The organism is Streptomyces sp. NPDC005728 (assembly GCF_040630895.1).
In the GTDB taxonomy this organism is placed as follows: domain Bacteria; phylum Actinomycetota; class Actinomycetes; order Streptomycetales; family Streptomycetaceae; genus Streptomyces.
Window position 1 is genome coordinate 61,011 of record NZ_JBEXYL010000037.1, and the last position, 26,668, is coordinate 87,678.

Below are 26,668 nucleotides of genomic sequence, written 5' to 3' on the forward strand. Positions count from 1 at the left end.
CGGCACCCATTCCTATGGCCTCGGTCACGTCCCTCAGCGACTTCGTCCAGCAGCACCTCGCGTCCGCCCTCTCGGCCACCCTGCCGGAGGCCGCCGACGCCGACCCGCTGCTGCGACGTAGCGACCGGGCTGACTACCAGGCCAACGGGATCCTGGCGCTCGCCAAGAAGGCCAAGGCGAACCCGCGGGAGCTGGCGACCCAGGTCGTCGCGCGGATCGAGTCGGGTGACGTGATCAAGGACATCGAGGTCTCCGGGCCCGGCTTCCTGAACATCACGATCGCGGACAAGGCGATCACCGAGAACCTGGCCGCGCGGTACGCGGACGAGACGGGCCGCCTCGGCGTGCCGTACGCCGCGCACCCGGGCACGACGGTGATCGACTACGCCCAGCCGAACGTGGCGAAGGAGATGCACGTCGGCCACCTGCGCTCGGCGGTGATCGGCGACGCGGTCGTCCAGCTCCTGGAGTTCACCGGCGAGAGTGTGGTCCGGCGCCACCACATCGGCGACTGGGGCACCCAGTTCGGCATGCTCATCCAGTACCTGGACGAGCACCCGCACGAGCTGGACCACAAGGACACCCGGATCTCCGGTGAGGAGGCGATGTCGAACCTCGACCGCCTCTACAAGGCCGCGCGCAAGCTGTTCGACTCCGACGAGGAGTTCAAGACGCGGGCCCGGCGCCGGGTGGTCGACCTCCAGGCGGGCGACCCCAAGACCCTCGCCATGTGGCAGAAGTTCGTCGACGAATCGAAGATCTACTTCTTCTCCGTCTTCGAGAAGCTGGACATGGAGGTCCGGGACGCCGACATCGTCGGCGAGTCCGGGTACAACGACATGCTGGCCGAGACCTGCCGCCTCCTGGAGGAGTCCGGCGTCGCGGTCCGCTCCGAGGGCGCCCTCTGTGTCTTCTTCGAGGACGTCAAGGGCCCCGACGGCAACCCGGTCCCGCTGATCGTCCAGAAGTCGGACGGCGGCTACGGCTACGCGGCCACCGACCTCTCGGCCATCCGCGACCGCGTCTTCAACCTGAAGGCGAACTCGCTGCTGTACGTGGTCGACGCCCGTCAGGCGCTGCACTTCCGGATGGTCTTCGAGACGGCCCGCCGGGCGGGCTGGCTGAACGACGACGTGAAGGCGCACCAGCTGGCCTTCGGCACGGTCCTCGGCAAGGACGGCAAGCCGTTCAAGACGCGTGAGGGCGAGACGGTCAAGCTCCAGGACCTCCTGGACGAGGCCGTCGAGCGGGCCACGGCGGTCGTCCGGGAGAAGGCCGAGAAGGTGGGCCTGACGGAGCAGGAGATCGTCGAGAACGGCAGCTACGTCGGCATCGGCGCGGTCAAGTACGCGGACCTGTCCACGTCCGCCGTCCGGGACTACAAGTTCGACCTGGACCAGATGGTCTCGCTCAACGGCGACACGAGCGTGTACCTCCAGTACGCGTACGCCCGTATCCAGTCCATCCTCCGCAAGGCCGGCGAGGCCCGCCCCGCCGCCCACCCGGAGCTGGACCTGGCCCCCGCGGAGCGTGCCCTCGGCCTCCACCTGGACCAGTTCGCCGAGACGGTCCAGGAGGTGGCGGCGTCGTACGAGCCGCACAAGCTGGCCGCGTACCTGTACCAGCTGGCGTCGCACCTGACGTCCTTCTACGACCAGTGCCCGGTCCTGAAGGCCGAGACGCCGGAGCAGGTGCAGAACCGCCTGTTCCTGGTCGACGTCACCGCACGCACCCTGCACCGGGGCATGGCTCTGCTGGGCATCCGGACGCCCGAAAAGCTCTGACGGCCAACGGAGTTCGGCTCGCGTCGGCGTTGTCAGTGGCGCCCCCTAGAGTCACTGGCATGGCGACTCTTCCCAACCCGCTGCCCAAGCTGACCACGGACCCGAGCGGTCGGTCCCTCGGGCTTCAGCTGCCGCCCGGCAGGCTGATCGACGCGACAGACGAAGGCCCTTGGCACGAACCCCTGTTGTGGCACGCGGAGAAGGCTGCCGCGCCCGGCACCTGGAAGGCGCTGGGCGCACCGGCCGCGCGAGCCGGGCTCCTTCCCGTGCTGGTGGATGTGGGCGACGAGCAGGGCGGGCCGGTGAACTGGGGGCTGGCACCCGACGAGGTGTCGTACCCGGGCGACCACGACGCCGAGGAACTCCTCGCGGAGTACTGGGAGGACAACGCGGAGGAGGAACTGGCCGAGGAGATCGAGCCGTTCGGGTGGGACTGGCCCGGTCTCGCGCCCGCCGCGTCGCCCACCGCCGACCCGGACACCCGCGCCGCCCAGGTCGCGGACTCGCTGACGGACGGCACCCGCGCGGGGCTCAGCGACCCGCACCTGGCCCTGGTCCCGGCGCGCCGGTCCGCGGACATCCCCGCGGCAATGGGCTGGACCGGCCCGCTGAACTACGAGGACGACGTGGCGCGCCTGTCCGCGGTGCTGCGCTCCTGGGAGGACCGCTTCGGCATACGGGTGGTGGCGCTCACCTTCGACACCCTGACCCTGTCGGTCGCGGCCCCGCCGACCACCCAGGCCGAGGCCGAGGGTGTGGCGGCGGAGCACTTCGCGTTCTGCCCGGACAACATCACGCAGAACGGCCCGGACACCCTGCGCGCCTACGCCAAGGAGCTGATCGGCGAGCCGACCTGGTCCTTCTGGTGGGACTGACCGCCCTCGGCGCTCAACGGCGGCCGAGCCCCCGGCCCAGCCGCCTCAGCCCCTCCCCGATCTCCTTCGGCGTGTGCGACACGAAGCACAGGCGGAGCGTGGAGGGGTCGGGGTCGGCGGCGTAGAAGGGCGCGCCCGGGACGTAGGCCACGTCCTGCTCGATCACGCGCGGGAGCAGGGCCGTGGTGTCGTACGACTCCGGGAGCCGGACCCACAGGAACATGCCGCCCTCGGGCCGGGTGCAGGTGGAGCCCTCCGGGAGGGCGGCGGGGAGGCCGGCCAGCATGGCGTCCCGGCGTTCGCCGTAGACGGCGCGGACGCGGGCCACATGGGCGTCCAGGACATCCAGACAACGGGCCGCCGCAAGCTGGTTGAGGGTCGGCGTGTGCAGGTCCACCGCCTGCTTGGCCACCGCGCACGCCCGCCTCAGTTCCGCGGGGGCGCGGAGCCAGCCGAGGCGCAGGCCGGGGGCCATGACCTTGGAGAAGGAGCCGAGCAGGACGACACGGTCCTCGGCGCCGGGGCAGGAGGCGATCCAGGGTGCGCGGGTGCCGTCGTAGCGGAGTTCGCCGTAGGGGTCGTCCTCGACGATCCACAGGCCCCGGCGGGCGGCCACGGCGGCGACGGCCTCGCGGCGCGGGGCCGGCATCGTACGGCCGGTGGGGTTCTGGAAGGTGGGAACGAGGTAGAGCAGCTTGGGGCGTTCGCGCCGCACCGCCTCCTCCAGGGCCGCCGGGTCGACGCCGTCCTCGTCCCCCGGCACGGCCACCACCCGGGCACCCGCGAGGCCGAAGACCTGAAGTGCCGCGAGGTAGCAGGGGTTCTCGACCAGGACCGTGTCGCCGGGTTCCAGCAGCGCCGTCGCCAGCAGGGACAGGGCCTGCTGGGAGCCGGTGGTGACGAGGAGGTCGTCGGGGGTGGTGGGCAGGCCGAACGCGGTGATGCGGGCGGCCAGCCCGGACCGGAGCACCGGCTCGCCCTCCGTGGTGGAGTACTGGAGCGCCCGCGCAGGAGTCTCGGCCAGGACGTCCCGGAACGCGGCCGCGATGCCGTCCCGGTCGAACAGCTCGGGAGCCGGGAGTCCGCCCGCGAAGTTGATCACCTCGGGCCGTGCGGTGACCGCCAGGATGTCCCGTACGGGCGAACCGCCCACGCTGCGGGCCCGGGCCGCGAGCGGGGGGACGGGAGCGGTGGGTGGAGCGGGCTCGGTGACGGTCATGGCTGAGGCTCCTTCGCGGACACGTCGGTGCGTTCTTCCGGCCGCAGCCTAAGAAGGTAGCTGCCGTCTACACCGGTCATTCCGCGATCCGGACACCCGGCGGCACCGGCCGCCGCGCCCACTACTTGGTGGTGCCCTCCTTGACCCAGCCCGAGCCGCCCAGCGGGAACTCGTAGCCGGGCCGCCCGTTGTTGCCGCTCGTGCGGAACGGCCTGCCGTGGTCGTCCACGCGGAGCGTGCCGTGACGCGTGCCGCTGGACCAGGTCAGCTCCAGGTACCAGCTCACGTCGTACGCGGAGGCGTCGGCGGTGATGTGGAACACCTCCGGGTCCGACTCGCTCACCTTGAACGGGAAGTCCCGGTGCCCCGCGTCCGGGACGACGGCGGGACGCGCGGCGTCGAGGGCGATGCTGAAGGAGCGGGTCGGTACGTTGCCGCCGCAGCCGACGCCCGGGTAGGCCATCACGAAGTCGTTCCACGCGAGCGGCGCCCGCTTGGACGTACGGACCGTCAGTCTGTCCACCACCACGGTCTCCCGGCCCGTGCCCTGCACGGTCAGCGTGACCTCCTGCTTCCCCGAGGCGACCGCGCCGTGCGCGGCCACCCACGCGGTCTCGTCGTCCTCGACCGGCGGCGGGGCCACCTCGGTCGGGGGCCGGTCGATCAGGTAACGCCCGTCGCAGGGGCTGTACCAGGTGTGAGGGGCGGCGGCCACCGTCAGCGGTACGGCGCCGGAGGCGCTGCCGCCGGGCCGGGCCGTGTCCTTGGCGTCCGCCTCGGGCTCGTCCCCGGAAGAAGGGGAGGAGGATGCGGAGGGGGACGCCGACGCGGACGGCGAGGCCGACGGCGACGTGTTGTGGCGTGGCGTCGCCGAGGCGTGTGCAGGCCCCGTCGTCCCGCTCCGCGGCGCGGCGGCGCCGACGGAACCGCTGCCGTCCGCCGCGTCGTCCGAGCCGCCTAAGGGGAGCTGGACGGCCAGCGCGACGGCACCGAGGACGGCGGCGACGGCGACAGCGGCGATGACGGTCGTACGCGAACGGCGCCGCGTCTGCCCGCCGGTCGTGGTGACCGTGGTGACCGCGTCCTCGGGCTCCGCCGCCGTCTCGGGATCCGGTGCCACGGGACCGGGCTCGGGCGCCACGGGACCGGGCTCGGGCGCCGCGGGACCGGGCTCGGGCGCCGCGGGACCGGGTGCCGGTGAAACGTCGGCCGGTGCCGGCGCCGCGGGGGCCTGGACTTCCCCCTTCCGCCCCCGCGTCGCGTCCGCCAGCACCCACCTCCGGTGCAGGTCGACCAGTTCGTCCGGCGAGGCCTTGCAGAGGCGGGCGAGCCGTTCCACAGGGGCGTAGTCGGTCGGTACGGCGTCCCCGTTGCAGTAGCGGTGGAGCGTCGACGTACTCATGTGGAGCCGTTTGGCCAGGACGCCGTAGCTGAGCCCCGACCGGTCCTTCAACTCCCGCAGCAGCTCGGCGAAAGCGGCGCCAGCAGTGCTGTCCGGCACTGTTCCTCCATCCCCCGTGTCCCATCCCCGCGTTCCAGGGAAGGGATGTTTCCGCAGCTCAGAGCCTGTGTGGGTATTCCATCGTCCCTAATCGTCCGCCGGGTGTGGCAGGCGGGACAGACCGCCCCACAAGCTGTGGCCATCCAAGCACGCCAGCAACTCGGAAGAGAGACCAGCCATGCGTACCCGCCGTACCTCCCTGCTCGCGGTCACCGGAGTCGCCCTCGCCGCGCTCGCCCTCACGGCGTGCGACGACGGCGCGGGGACGAAGGACGAGGGTGCCTCGCAGACCTCTTCGACGGCGGCCACGACCACGGGCGACAAGGGCACCACGACGCCTGCCTCCGGCGCGACGGCACATTCGGCCTCCTCCTCGGGCTCGTCCGGTTCGACCAAGGGCTCCTCGACGTCCTCGGGCTCGGGCACCTCGGGTTCCTCGGGTTCCTCGGGCAAGAGCTCCTCGTCGTCGGGCGGTTCCTCGGACCCGTCGGACCCGGAGAACCGCGTCCTCTGCAACGGCTCCACCACCAAGGTCACCGCGCAGCCGGTGTCCCGCCCGCTCAACCACATGCTCATCACGGTCAAGAACACCGGCTCGAAGTACTGCGACCTGACCTACTACCCCGTCCTGCGCTTCGACGAGATGCAGTGGGTGCCGCAGGCCGATGAGAGCACCCACCCGCAGGCCGTGACGACCCTCGCGCCCGGCCAGTCCGGCTACGCGGGCGTCCTGCTCTCCTCCGCGGACGGCAGCGGCCAGGGCGGCATGACGGGCCACAAGCTGACCGTCGGCTTCCAGGGCAAGGCCCCCAACAGCAGCGGCGGCGCCGCCGCGACCCCGGCGCTGCCTGCGAAGGGCGTGTACTACGACAGCGCGCTGAAGGTCACGTACTGGCAGCAGAGCCAGGACGACATCACCGGCTGGTGAAACGCCGAGGCCGCCCGGCACCACGGCCGGGCGGCCTCGAGGCGTCGGGTTCCCGACGCCGCACGCAGGGACGGCGTTACGCGAACGCCGGGGTCTCCTTGGGGTTCGGGCCGTACTTGTTCGCGCCCGCCTCGCTGTCCGAGCAGTAGAAGACCAGCAGGGTGATGGAGCCGATCAGCGGGATGATCCCGATGAGGATCCACCAGCCGGAGCGGCCCGTGTCGTGCAGTCGGCGCACCGCGACGGCCCAGGCCGGCAGCAGGAGCCCGAGCAGGATGGCCATGATGTAGGGCGCGTGGGCCGCGACGGCGGCGACCGCCAGCACGATGTAGATGATCGACGCGAACAGCGTGAACATCCAGTACTCCTTGCGGCGCGCACGTCCGCTGAAGACCGCGTACTTCTTGAGAGCCTCGATGAACCAGCTCATGACATCCCCCCAGGGATCGACGTTCGGACCCTCCGGAACGGATCAGGCCAGGCGCAGACATTAGGGGGTCGGCAAGAGCACGTCATGCGCGTTGCGGCCCGCCCCAAACATCGTTTTCAGGACAGATCAGCCCATGATCGCGGACTGTTCCCGCACCAGCCGCCCGGCGTTCTCGAAATCGATCTCGCTCCGTTGCCGAACCGAAGGCGGACCGAAGCCGGTCCGCCGCTCCGCCGGTATCGAAACGATCTCCAACCGTGTCCGTCAGCGAAGCTTCTGCGCCGCTTCGGTCGCCCAGTAGGTGAGGATGTTGCGCGCACCGGCCCGCTTGATGCCGGTCAGCGTCTCGAAGATGGCCCGGTCACGGTCGACCCAGCCCTTCTCCGCAGCGGCCTCGATCATCGAGTACTCGCCCGAGATCTGGTAGGCGGCGACGGGCACGTCGACGGCGTCGGCGACCCGGGCCAGGATGTCGAGGTAGGGCCCGGCCGGCTTCACCATCACCATGTCGGCGCCCTCGGCCAGGTCCAGCTCCAACTCCCGCAGCGACTCGCGCCAGTTGGCCGGATCCTGCTGGTAGGTCTTCCGGTCGCCCTGCAGCGAGGAGGCGACGGCCTCCCGGAAGGGCCCGTAGAAGGCGGAGGAGTACTTGGCGGTGTAGGCGAGGATGGCGACGTCCTCGCGCCCGATCTGGTCGAGAGCGTCCCGGATGACCCCGATCTGGCCGTCCATCATCCCGCTCGGGCCGACCACATGGGCACCGGCGTCGGCCTGCACCTGGGCCATCTCGGCGTACCGCTCCAGGGTGGCGTCGTTGTCGACCCGCCCCTGAGCGTCGAGCACGCCACAGTGCCCATGGTCGATCGTCTCGTCGAGACAGAGATCGGACATGACGAGCAGCTCGTCCCCGACCTCGGCCCGCACATCGCGGAGGGCGACCTGAAGAATCCCGTCCGGATCGGTCCCGGGAGTCCCCCACGCGTCCTTCTTGCTCTCCTCCGGCACGCCGAACAGCATGATCCCGGAGATCCCGGCCGCGACGGCCTCCGCGGCCGCCTTCTTCAGGCTGTCCCGTGTGTGCTGCACCACCCCGGGCATGGCCGCGATCGGCACGGGCTCGCTGACGCCCTCCCGGACGAACGCCGGAAGGATGAAGTCGGCGGGATGCAGTCGCGTCTCGGCGACCATCCGCCGCATGACGGGCGAGGTCCGCAGCCGCCGGGGACGCGTACCGGGGAAGGATCCGTACTTCGTCATGCCCCTACGCTACGCCCGCGCACCCGCGTCCTTTGCCGACGTCCTGTCGGCCCTGTAGGGCCCCGCGAGAAGGACCTGGCGCGCCGCCCATACGAACTCTTTGCGCACTCCTGGCCGTCCCTCGATCCGCTCGTCTCCCCGGCGTTCTACGCGCGTGGTGTCATGCTCGCGCCACTCCCCCTCCGTGAGCTTCTCTCCCCCCATTCCAGGAGTCACGCATGCTGTGGAAGGTCCTCGGCCGCGCGGGCGTCGCCCTGGCGGCCGGCGCCGCCGCCGTCGCCACCGCCGTCCCCGCGAACGCCGCGAGCTACTCCGCGTTCGCCTTCTCCCAGAGCGGCAGCCAGCCCACCATCTACGACTTCGTCAACTCGGCCACCAGCACGCTCGACATGACCATGTACGAGCTGGAGGACACGACGGCCGTCAACGACCTCATAGCCCTGAAGAACAAGGGCGTCACGGTCCGGGTCATATTGGACCGCCGGCACCAGTCCGCGAACAACGCGGCGTACACGTCCCTGAAGAACGCGGGCACAGGCGTGGTCTGGTCCTCGTCCGCCTTCGTCTACACCCACCAGAAGACGATCACGGTGGACGGCACCAAGTCCCTGATCCTGACCGGGAACCTGACGTCCCAGTACTACACGACCAGCCGTGACTACGGCGTCTTCGACGACGACACCCGGGACGTCGCCTCGATAGAGAAGGTCTTCAACGCGGACTACACCGCCACCTCGATCACCCCGACGGACGGCGACCACCTGCTCTGGTCCCCCACCGACTCCCGCAACCGCCTGGTGTCCCTGATCAACGCGGCCACCAGCACCCTCGACGTCGAGGAACTGGAACTGAGCGACAGCACGGTGGTCAACGCCATCGTGGCCCGGGCCAGGGCAGGTGTGAAGGTACGCGTGGTCCTGGAGAGCCCGTCGAACTACTCCAGCCAGGTCTCCGCCATCAAGTCCGCGAGCGGCACGGTCGTCGGCTACTCCGACCCCAACGGCTTCTACATCCACGCCAAGGCGATGGTCGCCGACTACGGCCTGTCCACCCAGGAGGTGGAGGCGGGCTCCATGAACATCAGCAGCAACTCACTGAGCAACAACAGGGAGCTGGGCCTCGTCCTCACCGGCACGGGCGTGGCCCAGTCGGTGGCGACGACCATCGAGACGACGTTCGACAGCGACTACGCGGGCGGTACTCAGGCGTAGGGAAACGGGGGTCCAGGGGGCGGAGCCCCCTGGTACCTCACGTGGTCGTACGCCGCCTCCGCGCACCCGGCCGACGCTCGCTCGGCCGGGTCACCGGATCCCCGGCCTCCAGCGCAGAAGCCCGCCGCTTCAACCCGAAGTCGGCCAGAGCCTCAGCCAGCTTGTGCACCGACGGCTCCGGAGCCATGACATCGACCCGCAGCCCGTGCTCCTCGGCAGTCTTCGCCGTGGCCGGCCCGATGCACGCGATCACCGTCACGTTGTGCGGCTTGCCCGCGATACCCACCAGGTTCCGCACCGTGGACGACGAGGTGAACAGCACCGCGTCGAAGCCGCCCCCCTTGATCGCCTCCCGCGTCTCCGCCGGCGGCGGCGAGGCCCGCACGGTCCGGTAGGCCGTGACGTCGTCGACCTCCCAGCCCAGCTCGATGAGCCCGGCCACCAGAGTCTCGGTGGCAATGTCGGCACGCGGCAGGAACACCCGGTCGATCGGGTCGAACACCGGGTCGTACGGCGGCCAGTCCTCCAGCAGACCGGCGGCCGACTGCTCACCCGACGGAATCAGGTCCGGCTTCACGCCGAAGGCGATCAGCGCGTTGGCCGTCTGCTCGCCGACCGCGGCCACCTTGATGCCCGCGAAGGCCCGGGCGTCGAGCCCGTACTCCTCGAACTTCTCCCGCACGGCCTTCACCGCGTTCACCGAGGTGAAGGCGATCCACTCGTACCGCCCGGTCACGAGCCCCTTCACGGCCCGCTCCATCTGCTGGGGCGTGCGCGGCGGTTCGACGGCGATCGTCGGAACCTCGTGCGGCACGGCACCGTAGGACCGCAGCTGGTCGGAGAGCGACGCCGCCTGCTCCTTCGTACGCGGCACGAGCACCTTCCAGCCGAACAGCGGCTTGGACTCGAACCACGACAACTGGTCGCGCTGGGCGGCGGCGGAACGCTCGCCGACCACGGCTATCACCGGCCGGCCGCCGTCCGGTGACGGCAGCACCTTCGCCTGCTTCAGCGTCTGCGCGACCGTCCCGAGGGTGGCGGTCCAGGTGCGCTGACGGGTCGTCGTACCGGCGACCGTGACCGTCATCGGCGTGTCCGGCTTGCGGCCCGCCGACACCAGCTCTCCGGCGGCCGCCGCCACCGCGTCCAGCGTCGTCGACACGACCACCGTGCCGTCGGAGGCTCCCACCTCCGTCCAGCACCGGTCGGAGGCGGTACGCGCGTCCACGAACCGGACGTCCGCACCGTGCGCGTCACGCAGCGGCACACCCGCGTACGCGGGCACGCCGACCGCGGCCGCCACACCCGGCACGACCTCGAAGGGCACACCGGCGGCGGCGCAGGCGAGCATTTCCTCGGCCGCGTACGTATCAAGTCCCGGGTCGCCGGACACCGCACGGACGACCCGCCTGCCGCCCCGGGCGGCCTCCATGACAAGATGAGCGGCATCCCGGGCAGCAGCCGGGACCGCGGCGGTTGTTGACGCCCCGTCAACGACCGTCAGCTGGGGCGTGCCTGTGCCCGGAAGCGGATCCGAGGAGGAGACCGCGTCCGTCTGCACGACGGAGACGCCGTGTCGGGCGTGCGTCCGGATCACGTCGAGCACCTCGTGCTCGGCGACCAGGACGTCCGCGTTCGACAGCGCCTCCACGGCGCGCAGAGTCAGCAGTCCCGGATCCCCGGGTCCGGCACCGAGGAAGGTGACGTGCCCGTGTTCCGGACCGGCGGGAAGGGTGGTGGGGCTCAATGTGCTCGCTCCCCCATCAGACCGGCCGCGCCCTGGGCGAGCATCTCGGTGGCGAGTTCGCGACCGAGTGCCATCGCCTGCTCATGCGTATGGGGCACGGGACCGGTGGTGGACAGCTGCACCATGCGGGTGCCGTCGGTCGTGCCGACGACGCCGCGCAGGCGCATTTCCTTGACAATCTGCCCGTCGGCCTGGGGGTCCCCCCGCTCGAGCGGAGCCGAGAGAGGGGGAAGGTCGGCCAGCGCGCCCACAGGGGCGCTGCAGCCGGCCTCCAGGGCGGCGAGCAGTGATCGTTCGGCGGTGACGGCGACCCGTGTGAACGGGTCGTCGAGCTCGCCGAGCGCCGCGATGAGGTCCGCGTGGTCCGCGGCACACTCGATCGCAAGGGCCCCCTGGCCGGGGGCGGGCAAAACAGTGTCGACCGACAGGAAGTCGGTGACCTCGTCGCTGCGGCCGATCCGGTTCAGTCCGGCGGCGGCCAGCACGACGGCGTCCAGTTCGCCGTCGCGGACGTATCCGATCCGCGTGTCGACGTTGCCCCGGATCGGGACCGTCTCGATGTCCAGGCCGTGGGCGCGCGCATACGCGTTCAGCTGCGCCATGCGACGGGGCGAGCCGGTGCCTATGCGGGCGTTCCGCGGCAGGTCGGTGAACTTCAGCGCGTCCCGGGCGACGATCACGTCCCGCGGGTCCTCGCGCACCGGTACGGCGGCCAGGACCAGTTCCTCGGGCTGCGTGGTCGGCAGGTCCTTGAGCGAATGAACCGCGAAGTCCACCTCGCCCTTCAGCAGCGCGTCGCGCAGCGCCGTGACGAACACGCCGGTGCCGCCGATCTGCGCGAGCGCCTCGCGGGAGACATCGCCGTACGTGGTGATCTCGACCAGCTCGACGGGCCGGCCGGTCACCAGGCTCACGGCCTCCGCCACCTGTCCGGACTGGGCCATGGCGAGTTTGCTCCGCCTGGTCCCCAGTCTCAGTGGATTCTCACTCATGCCGGTCGGTCCTTCTTGTCTGTGCTGTCCTCGGCCCGGGAGACGGCGGCCACCGTCTCGGGGTCGAGGTCGAACAGGGTGCGCAGCGCGTCCGCGTACCCGGCGCCGCCGGGCTCGGCCGCGAGCTGCTTCACCCGTACGGTCGGCGCGTGCAGCAGCTTGTCGACGACGCGGTGCACGGCCTGCCGGATCTCGCCGCGCTGGCGTTCGTCCAGGCCGGGCAGGCGGCCGTCGAGCCGCGCGATCTCATGGGCGACGACGTCGGCGGCCATGGTGCGCAGCGCGACCACGGTCGGCGTGATGTGCGCCGCCCGCTGTGCCGCGCCGAAGGCCGCGACCTCGTCCGAGACGATACGCCGGACCTGGTCCACGTCGGCCGCCATCGGCGCGTCGGCGGAAGCTTCCGCCAGCGACTCGATGTCCACCAGCCGCACCCCGGCCAGCCGGTGCACGGCCGCGTCGATGTCGCGGGGCATGGCGAGGTCGAGGAGGAACAGGGCCGGGGCCGGGCGCGGGATCACGGCGACCGGCTCGGGCCTGCGGCGCTCGGGGATGCGACCGACGGTGGATGCGGTCGCGGCCAGCGCGGTGATCAGCTCGGCGTCGGCCTCGGGGCTGCGCCGGGCGCTCCCCCGCCGGTCCACGGTGCCGTTGTCCACCCAGGCCGCGTGCTGCTCCAGGGTGGCCGCGTCCAGGCCGGCCACGGCGGCCTCGCCGAGCACGGAGAAGCCGGTCGCACCCTGTACGGCGGCCAGGTCCAGCGGGCAGTTCTCCTCGGCGCCGACACTGGTGGGCGGCAGCGGAGGCTGGAACTTCACGGCCGTGGAACCGGTGTCCGCGACGGGCTCCCCGGTACGGCCCTCGACCGCCTGCGCGACCGCCTCGGCCGTCAGGACCAGACCCGTCGCCCCGGTGCAGGAGACGACGACGTCGGCACGTGTCAGCTCGCCCGGCACGGCATCCATCCGTACCGCGCGGGCGGTCACCGCCGTCTCGTCGCCCTCCGTCAGGATCTGGGCGAGGCGCTCGGCCCGGTCGAAGGTGCGGTTGGCGACGACGATCTCGGCCACTCCGGCACGCGCGAGCGTCGCGGCGGCCAGGGACGACATCGACCCGGCGCCGATGACCAGCGCCCTGCGGCCCGCGGCCCATTCCCGGACGTCCCCGCCCGCGGCCAGCTGCTCCAGGCCGAAGGTGACCAGGGACTGACCGGCCCGGTCGATCCCGGTCTCGGTGTGGGCCCGCTTGCCGACCCGCAGGGACTGCTGGAACAGGTCGTTCAGCAGCTTTCCGGCGGTGTGCAGCTCCTGGGCGCGGGCCAGGGAGTCCTTGATCTGGCCGAGGATCTGCCCCTCGCCGACGACCATCGAGTCCAGACCGCAGGCCACCGAGAACAGGTGGTGGACAGCCCGGTCCTCGTAGTGCACGTACAGGTACGGCGTCAGCTCTTCCAGGCCGACCCCGCTGTGCTGGGCGAGCAGCGTGGACAGCTCGGCGACACCGGCGTGGAACTTGTCCACGTCGGCGTACAGCTCGATGCGGTTGCAGGTGGCGAGCACCGCGGCCTCGGTGGCCGGCTCGGCGGCGACCGTGTCCTGGACCAGCTTGACCTGGGCGTCCGCGCTCAGCGCGGCCCGCTCCAGCACGCTGACCGGGGCGCTGCGGTGGCTCAGGCCCACAACGAGGAGACTCATGCCGGCATCACGGCGGGTACATCCCCGTCGGGTCCCTGGTCGGCGGAGTCCTCGCGGGTGGTGGCCGCGGGCAGCGCACCGTCGCCCGCCGCGGTCTCCTCGCCGGCCTTGCGCTGCTCGTGGAAGGCGAGGATCTGCAGCTCGATGGAGAGGTCGACCTTGCGCACGTCGACGCCCTCCGGGACGGACAGCACGGTCGGCGCGAAGTTCAGGATGGAGGTCACACCCGCGGCCACGAGCCGGTCGCAGACCGGCTGGGCGGCACCGGCCGGGGTGGCGATGACGCCGATGGAGACCCCGTTGTCGTTGATGATCTTCTCGAGGTCGTCGGAGTGCTGGACCGGGATGCCCGCGACCGGCTTTCCGGCCATCGCCGGGTCGGCGTCGATCAGCGCGGCGACCCGGAAGCCACGGGAGGCGAACCCGCCGTAGTTGGCCAGGGCGGCGCCGAGGTTACCGATACCGACGATGACAACCGGCCAGTCCTGGGTCAGGCCGAGTTCGCGGGAGATCTGGTAGACGAGATACTCCACGTCGTAGCCGACACCGCGCGTTCCGTAGGAGCCCAGGTACGAGAAGTCCTTGCGCAGCTTGGCGGAGTTGACCCCCGCGGCCGCGGCCAGCTCCTCCGAGGAGACCGTGGGTACCGAGCGCTCCGACAGTGCGGTCAGGGCTCGGAGGTACAGCGGAAGCCTGGCGACGGTGGCCTCGGGAATCCCTCGGCTACGGGTCGCCGGTCGGTGTGTTCGGCCAGTTGCCACGGTGCTCCTGCGGGTAGAGCGGGGCTGCAGGCGGTCATACGTCCCCAGACCGCCCCGTCGACAGCAGGCTATGTCTTTGTGAACGCGTGCACAAAGATGGTGTCCGATTTGCCCGGCCAACGTGACCGGGGTCACGCGCGTCATTCCCGGGCCCTTCCTGGGGGCAAAACCGACACACTCCTCGTGAATCCCGCCCCCGAGACCAAGCCGCCGTTGATCCTAAGGGACGTTCGACCTGCTCTTGTACTACCCGGTCAGTTCCTTGCGGAGGCGGCCCTCGTCCACCCGCCAGAAGGTGTGCTGACGCCCGTCGACGAGGACGACGGGGATCTGCTCCCAGTACTGGTCGTGCAGCTCCTTGTCCTCGGTGATGTCCTTCTGTTCCCAGGGGACACCGAGTTCGCCACACACCTTTTCGATCACGGCCTCGGCGTCGTCACACAGATGACAGCCGGGCTTGCGGATGAGGGTGACCCGGCGCTCCTGCGGGGCGCCCTTACGCCGGAAGAGGGGACTCATGCCGGCCATTCTCGCGCTTCTTTAACGGCGGGGTCGCGGAGAGTTCACACCCTTCAAACCTCTCGACTCCGGAAGCCCCGAACAAACTGGCTATGCTCACGCCATGGCCGCTCTCGGATGGCTCACTCCCCGTAGGCGCTCCGCCACGGCGCGGAGCGTGTTGGCAGGCGAGGCCTCGGCGGAGGCCGCCCGCAAGTCCTCGCAGGAAGCTCAGGAAGCGCAGGAAGCTCCGAAGGTCGACGACCAGGAACCGGAGTTCCCGGTCATCGGCGACGACCGGGCCGCCGCCTTCTTCGACCTCGACAACACCGTGATGCAGGGTGCCGCGCTGTTCCACTTCGGACGGGGCCTGTACAAGCGGAAGTTCTTCGAGACACGCGACCTGGCCAGGTTCGCCTGGCAGCAGGCCTGGTTCCGGCTGGCCGGTGTCGAGGACCCCGAGCACATGCAGGAAGCACGCGACTCGGCCCTCTCCATCGTCAAGGGCCACCGCGTCGCCGAGCTGGAGACCATCGGCGAGGAGATCTACGACGAGTACATGGCCGACCGCATCTGGCCGGGCACCCGGGCTCTCGCCCAGGCCCACCTGGACGCGGGCCAGAAGGTGTGGCTGGTCACGGCCGCGCCCGTCGAGATCGCCCAGGTCATCGCCCGCCGCCTCGGCCTGACCGGCGCACTCGGCACGGTCGCGGAGTCGGTCGAGGGCGTCTACACGGGCAAGCTGGTGGGCGAGCCCCTGCACGGCCCGGCCAAGGCGGAGGCGGTACGCGCCCTGGCCGCGGCGGAGGGCCTGGACCTCTCCCGCTGCGCCGCTTACAGCGACAGCCACAACGACATCCCCATGCTGTCCCTGGTCGGCCACCCCTACGCGATCAATCCGGACGCCAAGCTCCGCAAACACGCCCGTGAAAAGGACTGGCGCCTGCGCGACTACCGCACGGGCCGCAAGGCGGCGAAGGTGGGCATCCCGGCGGCAGCGGGCGTCGGCGCGGTCGCCGGTGGCACCGCGGCAGCGATCGCACTGAGCCGCCGCCGTCGCTGATCCGCCGCGTCCTCAAGCGCAGGACAGGCGCGCTGTGTGTCATGCGCCTGACGAGACGGGAAACCTGGCGCCTGCCGCCGGATTATGCCTCCCCCTTCCCAACACGCCCTGCACTTCGCCGAAACCCACCATTTTTCGATCAACAACCGATCACCCTACGGCACTTGATAGAGCGTCAATCGGTTACAGAAGCGACGCAATCGATGATTTGAGCAACTCGGTGTAGCAGGGCCTGCACGAAGCGTTATTCTCCTCAGACGCAAACCGGTACCCCTCCGTCGCTACGACGGGTGAAAGGTCCCGCACTGCACGTGATGGAAGCTCTGCCTCTGGGAGTCCCGTGTACCCACACGTCGGGGTTGACGCCTCGGGCCTGGCTACGCTGCGCGCAACAGTCGCAACGGTCAAAAAGACGCTGCGCGGCCTCGTCCCGACCGCGTACGCCGTCCCCGCCTTCGCCGCCGCCGCACCCCTCGGCCCGTGCTACGCCCTGGCCGAGAGCAGCGCAGCGGTCGGCAGACGCGGCCGCGCATCCGGCGCGGCCACCGCCCGCCGGCCGTCCGCCGACAGTGACAGCGCCCGCATGATGGACCTCGTGGAGCGTGCCCAGGCGGGGGAGGCCGAGGCCTTCGGCCGGCTCTACGACCAGTACAGCGACACGGTCTACCGGTACATCTACTACCGGGTCGGCGGCAAGGCCACCGCCGAGGACCTGACGAGCGAGACCTTTCTGCGGGCGCTCCGCAGGATCGGCACCTTCACCTGGCAGGGCCGCGACTTCGGCGCCTGGCTGGTGACGATCGCCCGGAACCTGGTCGCCGACCACTTCAAGTCCAGCCGGTTCCGGCTCGAGGTCACCACCGGCGAGATGCTCGACGCCAACGAGGTCGAGCGCTCCCCGGAGGACTCCGTCCTGGAGTCCCTCTCCAACGCCGCGCTGCTCGACGCCGTACGACGGCTCAACCCCCAGCAGCAGGAGTGCGTGACCCTCCGATTCCTCCAGGGCCTCTCGGTCGCCGAGACCGCCCGCGTGATGGGCAAGAACGAGGGCGCCATCAAGACCCTCCAGTACCGGGCCGTGCGCACCCTCGCCCGGCTTCTGCCGGACGACGCCCGCTGACGTCCGCCACCCAGGGCAACGACCAACTCACTTTCCGTGAAAGCCCGTTGCCTTTCTGACCCGATCGTCCGCCGTCCGTAACCCAAGTGCCAAGCCGCTCGTTGTGCGGGATACAGGCTCCCTGTGGTCACGTCCTGGCCATCCCTGATCACTCGATCGTGTGGAAGTGGTCGTGGGCGTGCAACCCTCAGGACCCCCTGGGGAGTCGACCGTCATGACGAGAGGAGGTGCCGCCAGTGATCGCGAACGTATCGGCACACCGGCGGGCGAACGCCTTCGCCCAGGCCCTGGAGGAGCAGTCCGACCGGGACACGGCGGCCGAGCAGTCCGCAGCAGCGGCGGGTTCACCGCCGACGGCCGAGGAACAGACCGAACAGGGCCCGCTGTTGGCCCTCACGGTCGGCCTCGGCTCACTGCCCAGGCCCCAGCTCGACCCCGAGGTCAAGGTCGTCCAGCGCGCCCAGCTGGTGGCCGCGATGGAGGCCATGCTCCAGGAGGGGACGGGGGCGGCGGAAGCGTCGGTGCCCGAGCAGCGAGCGCGTGGCCGGGGAGCGCATCGGGCGAGCCCGCTGGGCAAACTCCGGCCGCGTTCGAGACTGACCAAGGGGCTCGCAGCGGGCGGGCTCAGCGTCGGCGTGGCCGCCGGGGCCTTCGGCGGGGTCGCCGCCGCGAGTTCCGACGCCCTGCCCGGCGACTCGCTCTACGGCCTCAAACGCGGCATCGAGGACTTCAGGCTCAACTACATGAGCGATGGGGACGACGAGCGCGGCCAGACCTACCTCGACCAGGCCTCCACCCGGCTGAGCGAGGCCCGGCGGCTGATGGAGCGAGGCCGCAGCGGCCAACTCGACCACGAGTCCATCGGTGAGATCCGCCGCACCCTGTCCGGCATGCAGCACGACGTGACCGAAGGCCACCGACTGCTGCACGCGGCCTATGAGCGCGACCCCGGGTCCCTGGGCCCCATCCAGGCCCTCGACACCTTCTCCCGGTCCCACCGTGAGGCCTGGAGCGCACTGAGCAACAAGCTGCCCTTGCAACTGGGAGACGTCAGACAGCAGGTGTCGTCGGTGTTCGACGCCATAGACCAAGAGGTCGCCCCGCTCCAGTCCCTGCTCCCGCAGCAGCCCGCCCAGACCGGCGGCGGCACGCGACAGGGCTCCGGCCCGACATCCAGCGGCTCCTCCGGCACCCAGCGCTCGACCGCGCCCAGCTCCGGCAACACCCCGTCCGCCGGCAAGCACTCGGGCTCCGGAAGTCCCAGCGGCTCCGCCACCGGCGACAGCGGCAACGGCCTGATCGGGGGCAACACGGGCGGCCTGCTCGACCCGCCGAAGATCGGCGGCGACGGCAGCACCCCGTCCACCGGCAAGCCCCCCACGAGCGAACCGGACGTCACCCTCCCGCCGCTGCTCCCGGGCCTGCTCCCCGGCCTGGGCATCGACGGCGAGAACGCGACCTAGCCCCACCCGGACACGACAGCGGGGGCGCTCCTTTCCGAGCAGGAGCGCCCCCGCTGTCGTACACCCGAACGCCGGAGGAAACGCGTCAGAAGAACACCGACCGCCGCTGCACCAACAGCTTGTACAGCGTGTGCTGGATCTGTTCGCGGACCTGGTCGGTCAGGTTGAACATCAGCATCGGGTCCTCGGCCGCCTCCGGCGGATAGCCGTCCGTCGGGATCGGCTCGCCGAACTGGATCGTCCACTTGGTGGGCAGCGGGATCGCCCCGAGCGGGCCCAGCCACGGGAAGGTCGGCGTCAGCGGGAAGTACGGGAAGCCCAGCACCCGGGCGAGGGTCTTGGAGTTGCCGATCATCGGGTAGATCTCCTCGGCCCCGACGATCGAGCACGGGATGATCGGTGCGCCCACGCGCAGCGCCGTGGAGACGAACCCGCCGCGGCCGAACCGCTGCAGCTTGTAGCGCTCGCTGAACGGCTTCCCGATCCCCTTGAAACCCTCCGGCATCACCCCGACCAGCTCGCCCTGCCCCAGCAGCCGTTCGGCGTCCTCGGCACAGGCGAGGGTGTGCCCCAGCTTGCGGGCGAGTTCGTTGACCACCGGCAGCACGAAGACCAGGTCGGCCGCGAGAAGCCGCAGATGCCGGTCGGCCGGGTGGTGGTCGTGCACGGCGACCTGCATCATCAGGCCGTCCAGCGGCATCGTCCCGGAGTGGTTGGCGACGATCAGCGCCCCGCCCTCGGCCGGGATGTTCTCGATGCCCTTCACCTCGACCCGGAAGTACTTCTCGTACACCGGCCGCAGCAGCGACATCAGGACCTGGTCGGTCAGCTCCTCGTCGTAGCCGAAGTCGTCGACCTCGTAGTCCCCGGTGAGCCGGCGGCGCAGGAAGGCCAGGCCGCTCGCGATGCGCCGCTCGAGCCCGCCGTCGTGCTGCGGCCCGGCGGGCGGCTGTTCCTCCCCGGTCACGGAGACATCATCCTGCTCAGCGGCCCTGGTGGGCAGGGGCTGGACCTCCCGGACCGGCATGGGCTCGCCGACCGTGCCGCGCCTGCTGCTCCCGCTCCGGCGCCGCGACGACCGCTGGGCGGCACTCCCGCGGGACCGGTCGTCGTCGAACGGAATGACCTTGGCGTCCGCCATCGTTGCTGCGCTCCTCAATTGGCGCTCTGCGTCGGGAGGTGCCCGCTGCCCTTCGCGGCAAGCGCGGCGATCCGGTCGACGGCCCCCGCGAGGGCCTCCGGCGGCAGCAGCCCGGGTCCCTGGCTGCGCGCGAAGTCCGCGAACGTCTCCGCCGTCGTGTACTTGGGCTGGAATCCCAGTGTGTCGCGCATCTGGTCCGTGGCCACCACCCGACCGTGGGTGAGGAGCCGGATCTGCTCCGGCGAGAAGTCCGTCATGCCCAGCGTACGCACGAGGGAACCGGCCCAGGTGACCGCAGGCAGCAGCAGCGGCACGGTGGGCCGCCCCAGCCGCCGCGAGCACTGCGAGAGCAGCAGCACACCGTCGCCGGCGATGTTGAAGGTGCCACTGTTGAGGGTGCCCCGGCGCGGCTCGTGGGAGGCGATCCGCAGCACCTCGATGACGTCGTCCTCGTGCACGAACTGCAGCCGGGGGTCGTAGCCGAACACGGTGGGCAGCACCGGCAGCGCGAAGTACGAGGCGAGCGGGGTGTCCGCGGTCGGCCCGAGGATGTTGGCGAAGCGCAGCACGCACACGGCGACGTCCGGCCGCCGCCGGGCGAACCCGCGCACATACCCCTCGACCTCCACCGCGTCCTTCGCGAACCCGCCGCTGGGCAGCGACTTGGGCGGCATCGTCTCGGTGAACACGGCGGGATCCCGCGGCGCCGACCCGTAGACGTTCGTACTGGACTTCACCACCAGCCGCTGCACGGTCGGCGACTTCTGGCAGGCACCGAGCAGCTGCATGGTGCCGATGACGTTGGTCTCCTTGACCGTGGCCCTGCTTCCGCCGCCCAGCGCGGTGCCGGTCACGTCCATGTGGACGACCGTGTCGGCGCCCGTCTCGGCGAGCACCCGGGCGATGGTGGGCTGTCTGATGTCGGCCTGGATGAAATCGGCCCCGCCCAGATGGTGGGCCGGCGGGACCGCGTCCACGGCGATCACCCGGTCCACCTCCGGGTCCCGCTGGATCCGCCGCACGAACCGGCCGCCCAGCTGCCGGGCCACTCCGGTGACGAGCACGACCTTTCCCAAGATCAGCGCCTTCCTTCCCGCGTTACCCGTGTACGGCCAACCTAGCGGTTCGGTGTTGCGCTGTGATGACCGCCCGATGCACGAGGCGACGGAAATTCCCTGATCGGAATATGCCAGGCAGGTCTGGATACGCCTGTGGCCCCCCGCCCTTCCGGACGGGAGGCCACAGGACACGCTCTCGCGGCGCCGCTTACTTCTTGTTGCGGCGCTGAACGCGCGTGCGCTTGAGCAGCTTGCGGTGCTTCTTCTTGGCCATCCGCTTGCGCCGCTTCTTGATAACAGAGCCCACGACTACCCTCGCTCACTTCTCATCACTCGGTTGTTTGGGCGCCATGGGCCCACACGACCTACGAGGGGCTAGCCTACCCGCCCGAGCGCCGAGGTCGTAATCGAGGGGTACTCCGGGGTCTCCCGGAAGCGCCGTCAGGCCGTCTCCACCCCCACATAACTCTCACGGAGGTACTCGTGTACCGCTTGCTCCGGGACGCGGAAGGACCGCCCCACCCGGATCGCGGGCAGATGACCGCTGTGCACCAAGCGGTACACGGTCATCTTCGACACTCGCATCACCGAGGCGACCTCCGCCACGGTAAGGAACTGAACCTCGCTCAGAGGCCCCTCGCCAGCTGCAGCCATGACACACCTGAACCTTCCGCACTCGACGGCCACCGGCTTCCCCTTCCGGTGACTCTTCGTCGTTGCGTGCTCACTCCCCAGACTAGGGGCGGGTGATGCAAGTGGGGAAGAGGTGCACCCATCAACGGCCTACTGTGACAGACACGCTCGATTGAGTACGTAGCGGGTAAGCGGCCAGTAGTAATCAGACCGCACAGCGTCATCAACCGGAACGGCGACGGACACGACTCCCTCCGCCTCCCCCACAAAGAGCGCGGGATCATCCGTATCCGCCAGGCCAATGGCCTCAAACCCCAGCTGACCTGCCCCGCAGACCCAGCCATGGTCACCGATCACCAGCTCGGGCAGCGGCCCGCCGGCATCGGCAGCGGCCGCCAGGGCGACCCGAACCGGCAGCGGCGAATGACTGTGCGCACCCGGCTCACAACCGGGGCGCTCGGCCTCCGGTTCTCGCACCAAGGCAACACCTCGTACGTAGTCCAGGTGATACGTACGTAGACCGAACCGGGTCAATATGTCGACACAGTGACCCTGCGCCGGAGTGAGCACCTCACACCCCGCCGCCGACAGCGCGTCCGCCAAGCCGCCGTAGAACCCGAGCAACCGATGCGGATGGCCGGTGCCGAGCAGCACCGGAGCGCCTCGCAGGGCGGCACTCCGGATCCGCGCCGCGAAAGCGTCCAGCGCAGCCAGCGTCCGGTCCGGATCGATCACGTCCGGCCCGGACGTGTACGCCGGATCGGCCGAAACCCCGCACTTCTCGGCCATCAGAGCAAGCAAATCCCGCTGCCCCCAGGCCCATTCGGGATCGATCCCGAGCAGCACCCTCGGATCCCGGGCAGCGAAGAGCCGATAGCTACGAAGACTGTCCTCCCGAGAGGTGGCCACCTCCCCGGCCAACCGGACAGCCAGCAGATGCGTACGGAGTGCATCGGCGGTCAACACGGATGCGATGGTGACTCATTGGGGGGTGGGAGAGGGCTCGGATCCCGAAAAGACCGCACGGTTGGCGTAATGGGCGCCTTTCCCTCCGGGACGCTCACGGCAGCAAGCCGCGCAACGGAAACACCGCCCGCCGAGTAGCCAGCACAGCCTGATCGAGCCGATCAGCAGGGTCGTACCCCGACTCCCAGGAAGCAAAGGACACCGGCCACCGCCCGTCCGTCATCCGCTGCGGAGCCAACTGTCTGGTCCGGGCGAACACTTCCTGCCGCCACCCCTCAGGAATCACCGCCTCGGGAGCGATCTCCCGCCCCGCGGCGATCCCCACCAGATGCGTCCACGATCGCGGAACCACGTCCACCACCGCGTACCCACCGCCCCCCAGCGCGACCCACTTCCCGTCCGCGTACTCGTGCGCCAGTTCATGACACACCCCCTGCACAGCCCGCTGCGCATCCAACGACACGGCGAGATGCGCGAGCGGATCCTCGAAGTGCGTATCGGCCCCGTGCTGCGACACCAGCACCTGCGGCCGGAACTCCGCGAGCAGCTCCGGCACCACGGCGTGAAACGCCCGCAGCCACCCCGCGTCCCCGGTCCCGGCCGGCAGCGCCGCGTTCACGGCGGCGCCCTCGCCCGCCCCGGCCCCGGTCTCCTGCGGCCACCCGGTCTGCGGGAACAACGTACGAGGATGCTCGTGCAGCGAAATGGTCAGAACCCGCGGATCTTCCCAGAACGCGGCCTGCACCCCGTCCCCGTGATGCACGTCGACATCGACATAGGCGACCCGCTCGGCCCCCAGCTCCAGCAGCCGGGCGATCGCCAGCGAAGCATCGTTGTAGATACAGAACCCCGACGCACCGCCGGGCATCGCATGGTGCAGCCCGCCCGCGAAGTTCACGGCATGATCGGCATCCCCCCGCCACACCGCCTCGGCCGCCCCCACCGACAGCCCCGCGATCAGCGCGGACACCTCGTGCATCCCGGCAAACGCGGGATCGTCCACGGTCCCGAGCCCGTACGCCCCACGGGCCGACGCCGGATCCGCCGACGCGGCCTTCACGGCGTCGATGTAGTCCTCCCGGTGGACCAGCCGCAGCGTCGACTCCCCGGCCGGCTTCGCCGCGACGACCGCCATCTCCCGGTCGAGCCCGAAGGCACCCACCAGCTTCCGGGTCAGCTCCAGCCGGACCGGGTCCATCGGATGGTCCGGGCCGAAGTCATAGCCCGTTACTGCCTCGTCCCACATCAGCTGTGCGCGGCCGCTCATGCCCGCCACCGTATCGGTCCGGTTGAGCCGCGAACGACCTGGCGTACACCAACGTCACCAGCACCAACACCATGGGTATGAGCATGGCCCCGCGATAGCTCCAGGCATCCCCGAGCGCCCCGACCAACGGCGAACCGATCAGGAAACCGACGTAGTTGAAGATGTTCAGCCGAGCGATCGCCGCGTCCGAGGCCCCCGGGAACAACCGCCCCGCCGCCGCGAACGTCTGCGGCACCAGCACACACAGCCCCAGCCCCAGCAGGGTGAATCCGAGCATCCCGACCCACGCGTCCGGCGCCACGGACACCACCGCGAACCCCCCGGCCGCCACCAGCGCCCCGAGCCGTACGACCGCGGCCGCCCCGAACCGCCGTACCCCGAAGTCCCCGACAGCCCGACCCACCAGCGTGGTCACCATGTACACGTTGTACGGCACCGTCGCCAGCTGCTCCGAACTCCCCAGCACGTCCTTCAGGTACTTCGCACTCCAGTTGGAGACGGTCGAGTCCCCGATGTAGGCGAAGGTCATCACCAGACACAGCGGCAGCAGCAGCTTGAAGACGACGGTGCCCGTGCCGCCCTTCTCCTCCGCCACGGGCGCCGGCTCCCCGTCGACGTACCACCGGCTCCCCACCAGCGTCGCCGGCAGCAGCACGGCCACCACCGGCAGATACGACACCCACAGCGCGAGATGCCAGTGCGCCCCGGCCCAGGCGAGCGAGGCCCCGACGATCCCGCCCAGGCTGTAGACGGCGTGGAAGCTCAGCATGATGCTGCGCCCGTACGTCCGCTGCAGACTCACCCCGAGCATGTTCATAGAGGCGTCCAGGGCCCCCACGGCCAGGCCGAACGCGGCCAGGGCCAGCCCCAGCTCGGCCACCACCCCGCCGGCTCCGACTCCCAGCAGCGCCAGCAGCACCACCGGCTGGGACCAGCGCAGCAGCCGACTGGGCGGGACCCGCCTCACCAGCTGCTCGGTCGTCACGCTGCCGACTCCGGCGAGGATCGGTACGGCGGCCAGGAAGGCCGGCAGCAGCGCGTCGGAGATTCCGTACCGGTCCTGGATGGCCGGGATCCGCGTCACCAGCAGCGCGAAGGTGGCGCCCTGCGCGAAGAAGCTGAACGCCAGCGAGGCCCTACCGCGCCGCAGCACATCAGTCATGGCGGCGAGCGTAGGGCCCCGGGCTACCTGTGGGTAGATCAAGCCAAAGATGAATTTTCTTCATCTTCACCGAGCGGAGGATCAGGCGGCGACAGCCATCTCGGGCGTCTCGGCTTTGCCGGCCTCGACCTCGGCAGCCAGCATCTTCTCCATCGGCTCGACGGCCAGCCCGCCGCTGACCACGAAGGCGATCGCCATCGCGCCGATCATGATGACGGTGCCGAGCCACACCATGGTGTCCACAGGGATGGTGTACGCACCCACGACCCGCACGATGCACTCGGCGAGCAGCACCACACCCCAGACCACGGAGAACGCCCGCTCCTTGCGACGGAAGGCCCCGGACTGGGCGGCCGTCCCGGATGCCAACCGCTCCCAGGCGGCCTCCTTGGCCGCGTCCCCCTTCACCAGGAAGGGCTTCATACCCGCGGTCATCATCGGCCTCCCGAGCCAGACGGAGACCAGGATCCCGATGCCGACCGTGCTACTGACCCCGCTGTCCTTGGCGAGCATCAGCCGCGGGTCCCCGGAGACGAAGCTCAGCAGCAGCGACACCACGTTGACCACCAGGATGAGCCCGGCCAGCCCGTTGGTCCTGCGCTCCTTGACCAGACCCCACACGGTCCGCACCGCCGGCACCACGCTGCTCCAGGCGAGCGCCGCGAAGGTGCTCATCCCGAAGCCGTCCTTGAAGAGGTAGTACGAGCCGAGCGGCACCGCCACGTCCACGAGCAGCGGCTTGAAGTGGTCGAGCACGCTCGGGTTCTGCTTCTGGTTGTTGCTCCGGCCCTGGGCCCCCGTGTTCTTCGTCATGCCCTTAGCTTCGCCGCTGAGCGGGGTCCGCCAGTAGAAACGATCGTCCGGTGGTCCGCATGACAAATGTCAGGCCCGACCCGATGGCTCCGGTCACACCAGCAGGTCAGCCAACTCGTCCATGCTGGAGAAGAGTTGGTTCGCCCCCGCGAGTCGCTCCGCCGGCGTCATCGCGGTGAACCCGTACACGTCCATCCCGGCCGCCACGGCCGCCTGCACACCGAGCGGGGAGTCCTCCACGACGACACACCGCTCCGGGGCGACACCCATCAACTCGGCCGCGTACAGGAAGAGATCGGGCTCCGGCTTGCCCCGCCCCACATCCTGCGAACTGAAGATCCTCTCCTCCGCGAACCACCGGTCGAGTCCGGTCGTCCGGTGCCCCACCCGGATCCGCTCATGGCTCCCTGAGGACGCCACGCAGTACGGCACACCGTCAGCGGCCAGCCTCTCCAGTACATCGTCGACACCGGCCACGGGCTTCAACTCCCGCTCGAACGCCGCGAACACCCGGGCATGGAAGACATCGTCGAAGTCATCGGGCAACCGCTGCCCGGTCCGCTCCAGGACCAGCTCGTGGATCCGATGCATCGCCGACCCCATGTAGTCCCGAATGGAGTCCTCGTACGACGTCGGGTGCCCCAGCTCGGTCAGATAGGCCGCCAGCAGCCGGTTGGAGATCGGCTCGCTGTCCACGAGGACGCCGTCGTTGTCGAAGATGATCAGGTCGTATCGCATACCTCGACCTTAAAGGACCCGGAACGCAGAAAACCCCCGCATCTTTCGATGCGGGGGTTTTCCCAAATTTTGTTCGGCGGCGTCCTACTCTCCCACAGGGTCCCCCCTGCAGTACCATCGGCGCTGTGAGGCTTAGCTTCCGGGTTCGGAATGTAACCGGGCGTTTCCCTCACGCTATGACCACCGAAACACTATGAAACTGTGAACGCCGCACCATGCCGTGACATGGGGCTGTTCGTGGTTTCAGAACCAACACAGTGAACGCGAGCATCAATGGACAAGCCCTCGGCCTATTAGTACCAGTCAACTCCACCCGTTACCGGGCTTCCATATCTGGCCTATCAACC

Annotated in this window: 25 protein-coding genes and 2 rRNA genes; 7 read left to right on the forward strand and 20 right to left on the reverse strand. The window is 70.1% G+C overall.

The features are described 5' to 3' along the window. Window positions 1–14: 14 nt before the first annotated feature. Together argS and ABZ471_RS24635 are read left to right on the forward strand one after the other, a co-directional pair. Window positions 15–1,784, forward strand: coding sequence for an arginine--tRNA ligase (gene argS, locus ABZ471_RS24630; protein WP_359069002.1), 1,770 nt, complete (start codon window positions 15–17; stop codon window positions 1,782–1,784). 59 nt (window positions 1,785–1,843) lie between these two features. Next, on the forward strand, window positions 1,844–2,659 hold the full coding sequence (locus tag ABZ471_RS24635; RefSeq protein WP_359069004.1) for a DUF4253 domain-containing protein: 816 nt from the start codon (window positions 1,844–1,846) through the stop codon (window positions 2,657–2,659). A gap of 13 nt (window positions 2,660–2,672) precedes the next feature. Here ABZ471_RS24635 and ABZ471_RS24640 read toward each other — a convergent pair whose 3' ends face one another. Together ABZ471_RS24640 and ABZ471_RS24645 are read right to left on the reverse strand one after the other, a co-directional pair. Then, window positions 2,673–3,878, reverse strand: coding sequence for a PLP-dependent aminotransferase family protein (locus ABZ471_RS24640; RefSeq protein WP_359069006.1), 1,206 nt, complete (start codon window positions 3,876–3,878; stop codon window positions 2,673–2,675). A 121-nt stretch (window positions 3,879–3,999) separates the two neighbouring features. Further along, on the reverse strand, window positions 4,000–5,379 hold the full coding sequence (locus ABZ471_RS24645; RefSeq protein ID WP_359069008.1) for a helix-turn-helix transcriptional regulator: 1,380 nt from the start codon (window positions 5,377–5,379) through the stop codon (window positions 4,000–4,002). A 178-nt stretch (window positions 5,380–5,557) separates the two neighbouring features. Here ABZ471_RS24645 and ABZ471_RS24650 point away from each other — a divergent pair, with 178 nt between their 5' ends. Further along, the gene (locus tag ABZ471_RS24650) at window positions 5,558–6,307 is read left to right on the forward strand and encodes a DUF4232 domain-containing protein (RefSeq protein WP_359069009.1); all 750 of its coding nucleotides are present in this window, start codon (window positions 5,558–5,560) and stop codon (window positions 6,305–6,307) included. A gap of 76 nt (window positions 6,308–6,383) precedes the next feature. Here ABZ471_RS24650 and ABZ471_RS24655 read toward each other — a convergent pair whose 3' ends face one another. Both ABZ471_RS24655 and hemB read right to left on the reverse strand, forming a co-directional pair. Then, window positions 6,384–6,737: a DUF805 domain-containing protein gene (locus ABZ471_RS24655; protein WP_359069011.1), complete on the reverse strand. Its 354-nt coding sequence runs from the start codon at window positions 6,735–6,737 to the stop codon at window positions 6,384–6,386. A gap of 264 nt (window positions 6,738–7,001) precedes the next feature. Further along, window positions 7,002–7,994: a porphobilinogen synthase gene (gene hemB / locus ABZ471_RS24660; RefSeq protein WP_359069012.1), complete on the reverse strand. Its 993-nt coding sequence runs from the start codon at window positions 7,992–7,994 to the stop codon at window positions 7,002–7,004. A gap of 218 nt (window positions 7,995–8,212) precedes the next feature. Between hemB and ABZ471_RS24665 the strand changes: the two genes are divergently transcribed. After that, a complete protein-coding gene (locus ABZ471_RS24665) occupies window positions 8,213–9,205 on the forward strand; it encodes a phospholipase D-like domain-containing protein (protein WP_359069013.1) in 993 nt (330 codons plus the stop codon). A 37-nt stretch (window positions 9,206–9,242) separates the two neighbouring features. Here the strand turns inward: ABZ471_RS24665 and ABZ471_RS24670 are convergent, their stop codons facing one another. The 5 genes from ABZ471_RS24670 to ABZ471_RS24690 all read right to left on the reverse strand — a co-directional run bounded on the left by ABZ471_RS24670 (window position 9,243) and on the right by ABZ471_RS24690 (window position 14,927). Then, a complete protein-coding gene (locus ABZ471_RS24670) occupies window positions 9,243–10,952 on the reverse strand; it encodes a bifunctional uroporphyrinogen-III C-methyltransferase/uroporphyrinogen-III synthase (RefSeq protein ID WP_359069014.1) in 1,710 nt (569 codons plus the stop codon). Then, a complete protein-coding gene (gene hemC, locus ABZ471_RS24675; RefSeq protein ID WP_359069016.1) occupies window positions 10,949–11,944 on the reverse strand; it encodes a hydroxymethylbilane synthase in 996 nt (331 codons plus the stop codon). Before hemC ends, ABZ471_RS24670 begins: the two co-directional genes overlap by 4 nt. Beyond that, window positions 11,941–13,638: a glutamyl-tRNA reductase gene (locus tag ABZ471_RS24680; RefSeq protein WP_359069017.1), complete on the reverse strand. Its 1,698-nt coding sequence runs from the start codon at window positions 13,636–13,638 to the stop codon at window positions 11,941–11,943. The genes hemC and ABZ471_RS24680 overlap by 4 nt, the downstream gene beginning before the upstream one ends. After that, window positions 13,635–14,399, reverse strand: a complete 765-nt coding sequence (locus ABZ471_RS24685; protein WP_359069019.1) for a redox-sensing transcriptional repressor Rex — start codon at window positions 14,397–14,399, stop codon at window positions 13,635–13,637. Before ABZ471_RS24685 ends, ABZ471_RS24680 begins: the two co-directional genes overlap by 4 nt. 246 nt (window positions 14,400–14,645) lie before the next feature. Next, complete coding sequence (locus ABZ471_RS24690; RefSeq protein WP_359069020.1) at window positions 14,646–14,927, reverse strand: glutaredoxin family protein; 282 nt, start codon at window positions 14,925–14,927, stop codon at window positions 14,646–14,648. A 94-nt stretch (window positions 14,928–15,021) separates the two neighbouring features. Here ABZ471_RS24690 and ABZ471_RS24695 point away from each other — a divergent pair, with 94 nt between their 5' ends. The 3 genes from ABZ471_RS24695 (at window position 15,022) to ABZ471_RS24705 (ending at window position 18,543) form a co-directional block, all read left to right on the forward strand. After that, complete coding sequence (locus ABZ471_RS24695; protein ID WP_359069022.1) at window positions 15,022–15,960, forward strand: HAD-IB family hydrolase; 939 nt, start codon at window positions 15,022–15,024, stop codon at window positions 15,958–15,960. A 340-nt stretch (window positions 15,961–16,300) separates the two neighbouring features. After that, window positions 16,301–17,080, forward strand: coding sequence for an ECF subfamily RNA polymerase sigma factor, BldN family (locus ABZ471_RS24700; RefSeq protein ID WP_359069023.1), 780 nt, complete (start codon window positions 16,301–16,303; stop codon window positions 17,078–17,080). Between the two features lie 236 nt (window positions 17,081–17,316). Continuing rightward, window positions 17,317–18,543, forward strand: coding sequence for a DUF5667 domain-containing protein (locus tag ABZ471_RS24705; protein WP_359069025.1), 1,227 nt, complete (start codon window positions 17,317–17,319; stop codon window positions 18,541–18,543). Between the two features lie 85 nt (window positions 18,544–18,628). Here the strand turns inward: ABZ471_RS24705 and ABZ471_RS24710 are convergent, their stop codons facing one another. The 11 genes from ABZ471_RS24710 to ABZ471_RS24760 all read right to left on the reverse strand — a co-directional run. Next, window positions 18,629–19,684 carry a lysophospholipid acyltransferase family protein gene (locus ABZ471_RS24710; RefSeq protein WP_359069026.1) on the reverse strand — a complete coding sequence of 352 codons (1,056 nt, stop codon included), beginning with the start codon at window positions 19,682–19,684 and terminating at the stop codon, window positions 18,629–18,631. Between the two features lie 14 nt (window positions 19,685–19,698). Continuing rightward, on the reverse strand, window positions 19,699–20,760 hold the full coding sequence (locus ABZ471_RS24715) for an NAD-dependent epimerase/dehydratase family protein (RefSeq protein WP_359069027.1): 1,062 nt from the start codon (window positions 20,758–20,760) through the stop codon (window positions 19,699–19,701). 190 nt (window positions 20,761–20,950) lie between these two features. Then, complete coding sequence (locus ABZ471_RS24720; RefSeq protein ID WP_003948845.1) at window positions 20,951–21,049, reverse strand: AURKAIP1/COX24 domain-containing protein; 99 nt, start codon at window positions 21,047–21,049, stop codon at window positions 20,951–20,953. 134 nt (window positions 21,050–21,183) lie between these two features. After that, the gene (locus ABZ471_RS24725; RefSeq protein WP_359069029.1) at window positions 21,184–21,396 is read right to left on the reverse strand and encodes a helix-turn-helix domain-containing protein; all 213 of its coding nucleotides are present in this window, start codon (window positions 21,394–21,396) and stop codon (window positions 21,184–21,186) included. Window positions 21,397–21,525: 129 nt separating this feature from the next. Continuing rightward, window positions 21,526–22,341 (reverse strand): phosphatase, encoded by an 816-nt coding sequence (locus ABZ471_RS24730; protein ID WP_359069031.1) that lies wholly within the window; start codon window positions 22,339–22,341, stop codon window positions 21,526–21,528. A 94-nt stretch (window positions 22,342–22,435) separates the two neighbouring features. Beyond that, entirely contained in the window at window positions 22,436–23,608 is a 1,173-nt protein-coding gene (locus ABZ471_RS24735; protein ID WP_359069033.1) for an acetoin utilization protein AcuC, read from the reverse strand. After that, window positions 23,559–24,770 (reverse strand): MFS transporter, encoded by a 1,212-nt coding sequence (locus ABZ471_RS24740; protein WP_359069034.1) that lies wholly within the window; start codon window positions 24,768–24,770, stop codon window positions 23,559–23,561. The genes ABZ471_RS24735 and ABZ471_RS24740 overlap by 50 nt, the downstream gene beginning before the upstream one ends. A gap of 81 nt (window positions 24,771–24,851) precedes the next feature. Next, the gene (locus tag ABZ471_RS24745) at window positions 24,852–25,583 is read right to left on the reverse strand and encodes a VC0807 family protein (RefSeq protein ID WP_359069035.1); all 732 of its coding nucleotides are present in this window, start codon (window positions 25,581–25,583) and stop codon (window positions 24,852–24,854) included. Window positions 25,584–25,676: 93 nt separating this feature from the next. Next, complete coding sequence (locus tag ABZ471_RS24750) at window positions 25,677–26,321, reverse strand: HAD family hydrolase (RefSeq protein ID WP_359069037.1); 645 nt, start codon at window positions 26,319–26,321, stop codon at window positions 25,677–25,679. 71 nt (window positions 26,322–26,392) lie between these two features. Beyond that, window positions 26,393–26,509, reverse strand: a 5S ribosomal RNA gene (gene rrf / locus ABZ471_RS24755). Between the two features lie 85 nt (window positions 26,510–26,594). Beyond that, window positions 26,595–26,668 (reverse strand): 23S ribosomal RNA (locus ABZ471_RS24760); the annotation flags it as partial.

What these genes read in the sequence shown, in the direction of transcription:
- argS (WP_359069002.1), top strand. Translation starts at nt 15, where the DNA reads ATGGCCTCGGTCACGTCCCTCAGCGACTTCGTCCAGCAGCACCTCGCG.
- ABZ471_RS24635 (WP_359069004.1), top strand. Translation starts at nt 1,844, where the DNA reads ATGGCGACTCTTCCCAACCCGCTGCCCAAGCTGACCACGGACCCGAGC.
- ABZ471_RS24640 (WP_359069006.1), bottom strand. Translation starts at nt 3,878, where the DNA reads ATGACCGTCACCGAGCCCGCTCCACCCACCGCTCCCGTCCCCCCGCTC.
- ABZ471_RS24650 (WP_359069009.1), top strand. Translation starts at nt 5,558, where the DNA reads ATGCGTACCCGCCGTACCTCCCTGCTCGCGGTCACCGGAGTCGCCCTC.
- ABZ471_RS24655 (WP_359069011.1), bottom strand. Translation starts at nt 6,737, where the DNA reads ATGAGCTGGTTCATCGAGGCTCTCAAGAAGTACGCGGTCTTCAGCGGA.
- hemB (WP_359069012.1), bottom strand. Translation starts at nt 7,994, where the DNA reads ATGACGAAGTACGGATCCTTCCCCGGTACGCGTCCCCGGCGGCTGCGG.
- ABZ471_RS24665 (WP_359069013.1), top strand. Translation starts at nt 8,213, where the DNA reads ATGCTGTGGAAGGTCCTCGGCCGCGCGGGCGTCGCCCTGGCGGCCGGC.
- hemC (WP_359069016.1), bottom strand. Translation starts at nt 11,944, where the DNA reads ATGAGTGAGAATCCACTGAGACTGGGGACCAGGCGGAGCAAACTCGCC.
- ABZ471_RS24680 (WP_359069017.1), bottom strand. Translation starts at nt 13,638, where the DNA reads ATGAGTCTCCTCGTTGTGGGCCTGAGCCACCGCAGCGCCCCGGTCAGC.
- ABZ471_RS24690 (WP_359069020.1), bottom strand. Translation starts at nt 14,927, where the DNA reads ATGGCCGGCATGAGTCCCCTCTTCCGGCGTAAGGGCGCCCCGCAGGAG.
- ABZ471_RS24695 (WP_359069022.1), top strand. Translation starts at nt 15,022, where the DNA reads ATGGCCGCTCTCGGATGGCTCACTCCCCGTAGGCGCTCCGCCACGGCG.
- ABZ471_RS24710 (WP_359069026.1), bottom strand. Translation starts at nt 19,684, where the DNA reads ATGGCGGACGCCAAGGTCATTCCGTTCGACGACGACCGGTCCCGCGGG.
- ABZ471_RS24725 (WP_359069029.1), bottom strand. Translation starts at nt 21,396, where the DNA reads ATGGCTGCAGCTGGCGAGGGGCCTCTGAGCGAGGTTCAGTTCCTTACC.
- ABZ471_RS24735 (WP_359069033.1), bottom strand. Translation starts at nt 23,608, where the DNA reads ATGAGCGGCCGCGCACAGCTGATGTGGGACGAGGCAGTAACGGGCTAT.
- ABZ471_RS24740 (WP_359069034.1), bottom strand. Translation starts at nt 24,770, where the DNA reads ATGACTGATGTGCTGCGGCGCGGTAGGGCCTCGCTGGCGTTCAGCTTC.
- ABZ471_RS24745 (WP_359069035.1), bottom strand. Translation starts at nt 25,583, where the DNA reads ATGACGAAGAACACGGGGGCCCAGGGCCGGAGCAACAACCAGAAGCAG.
- ABZ471_RS24750 (WP_359069037.1), bottom strand. Translation starts at nt 26,321, where the DNA reads ATGCGATACGACCTGATCATCTTCGACAACGACGGCGTCCTCGTGGAC.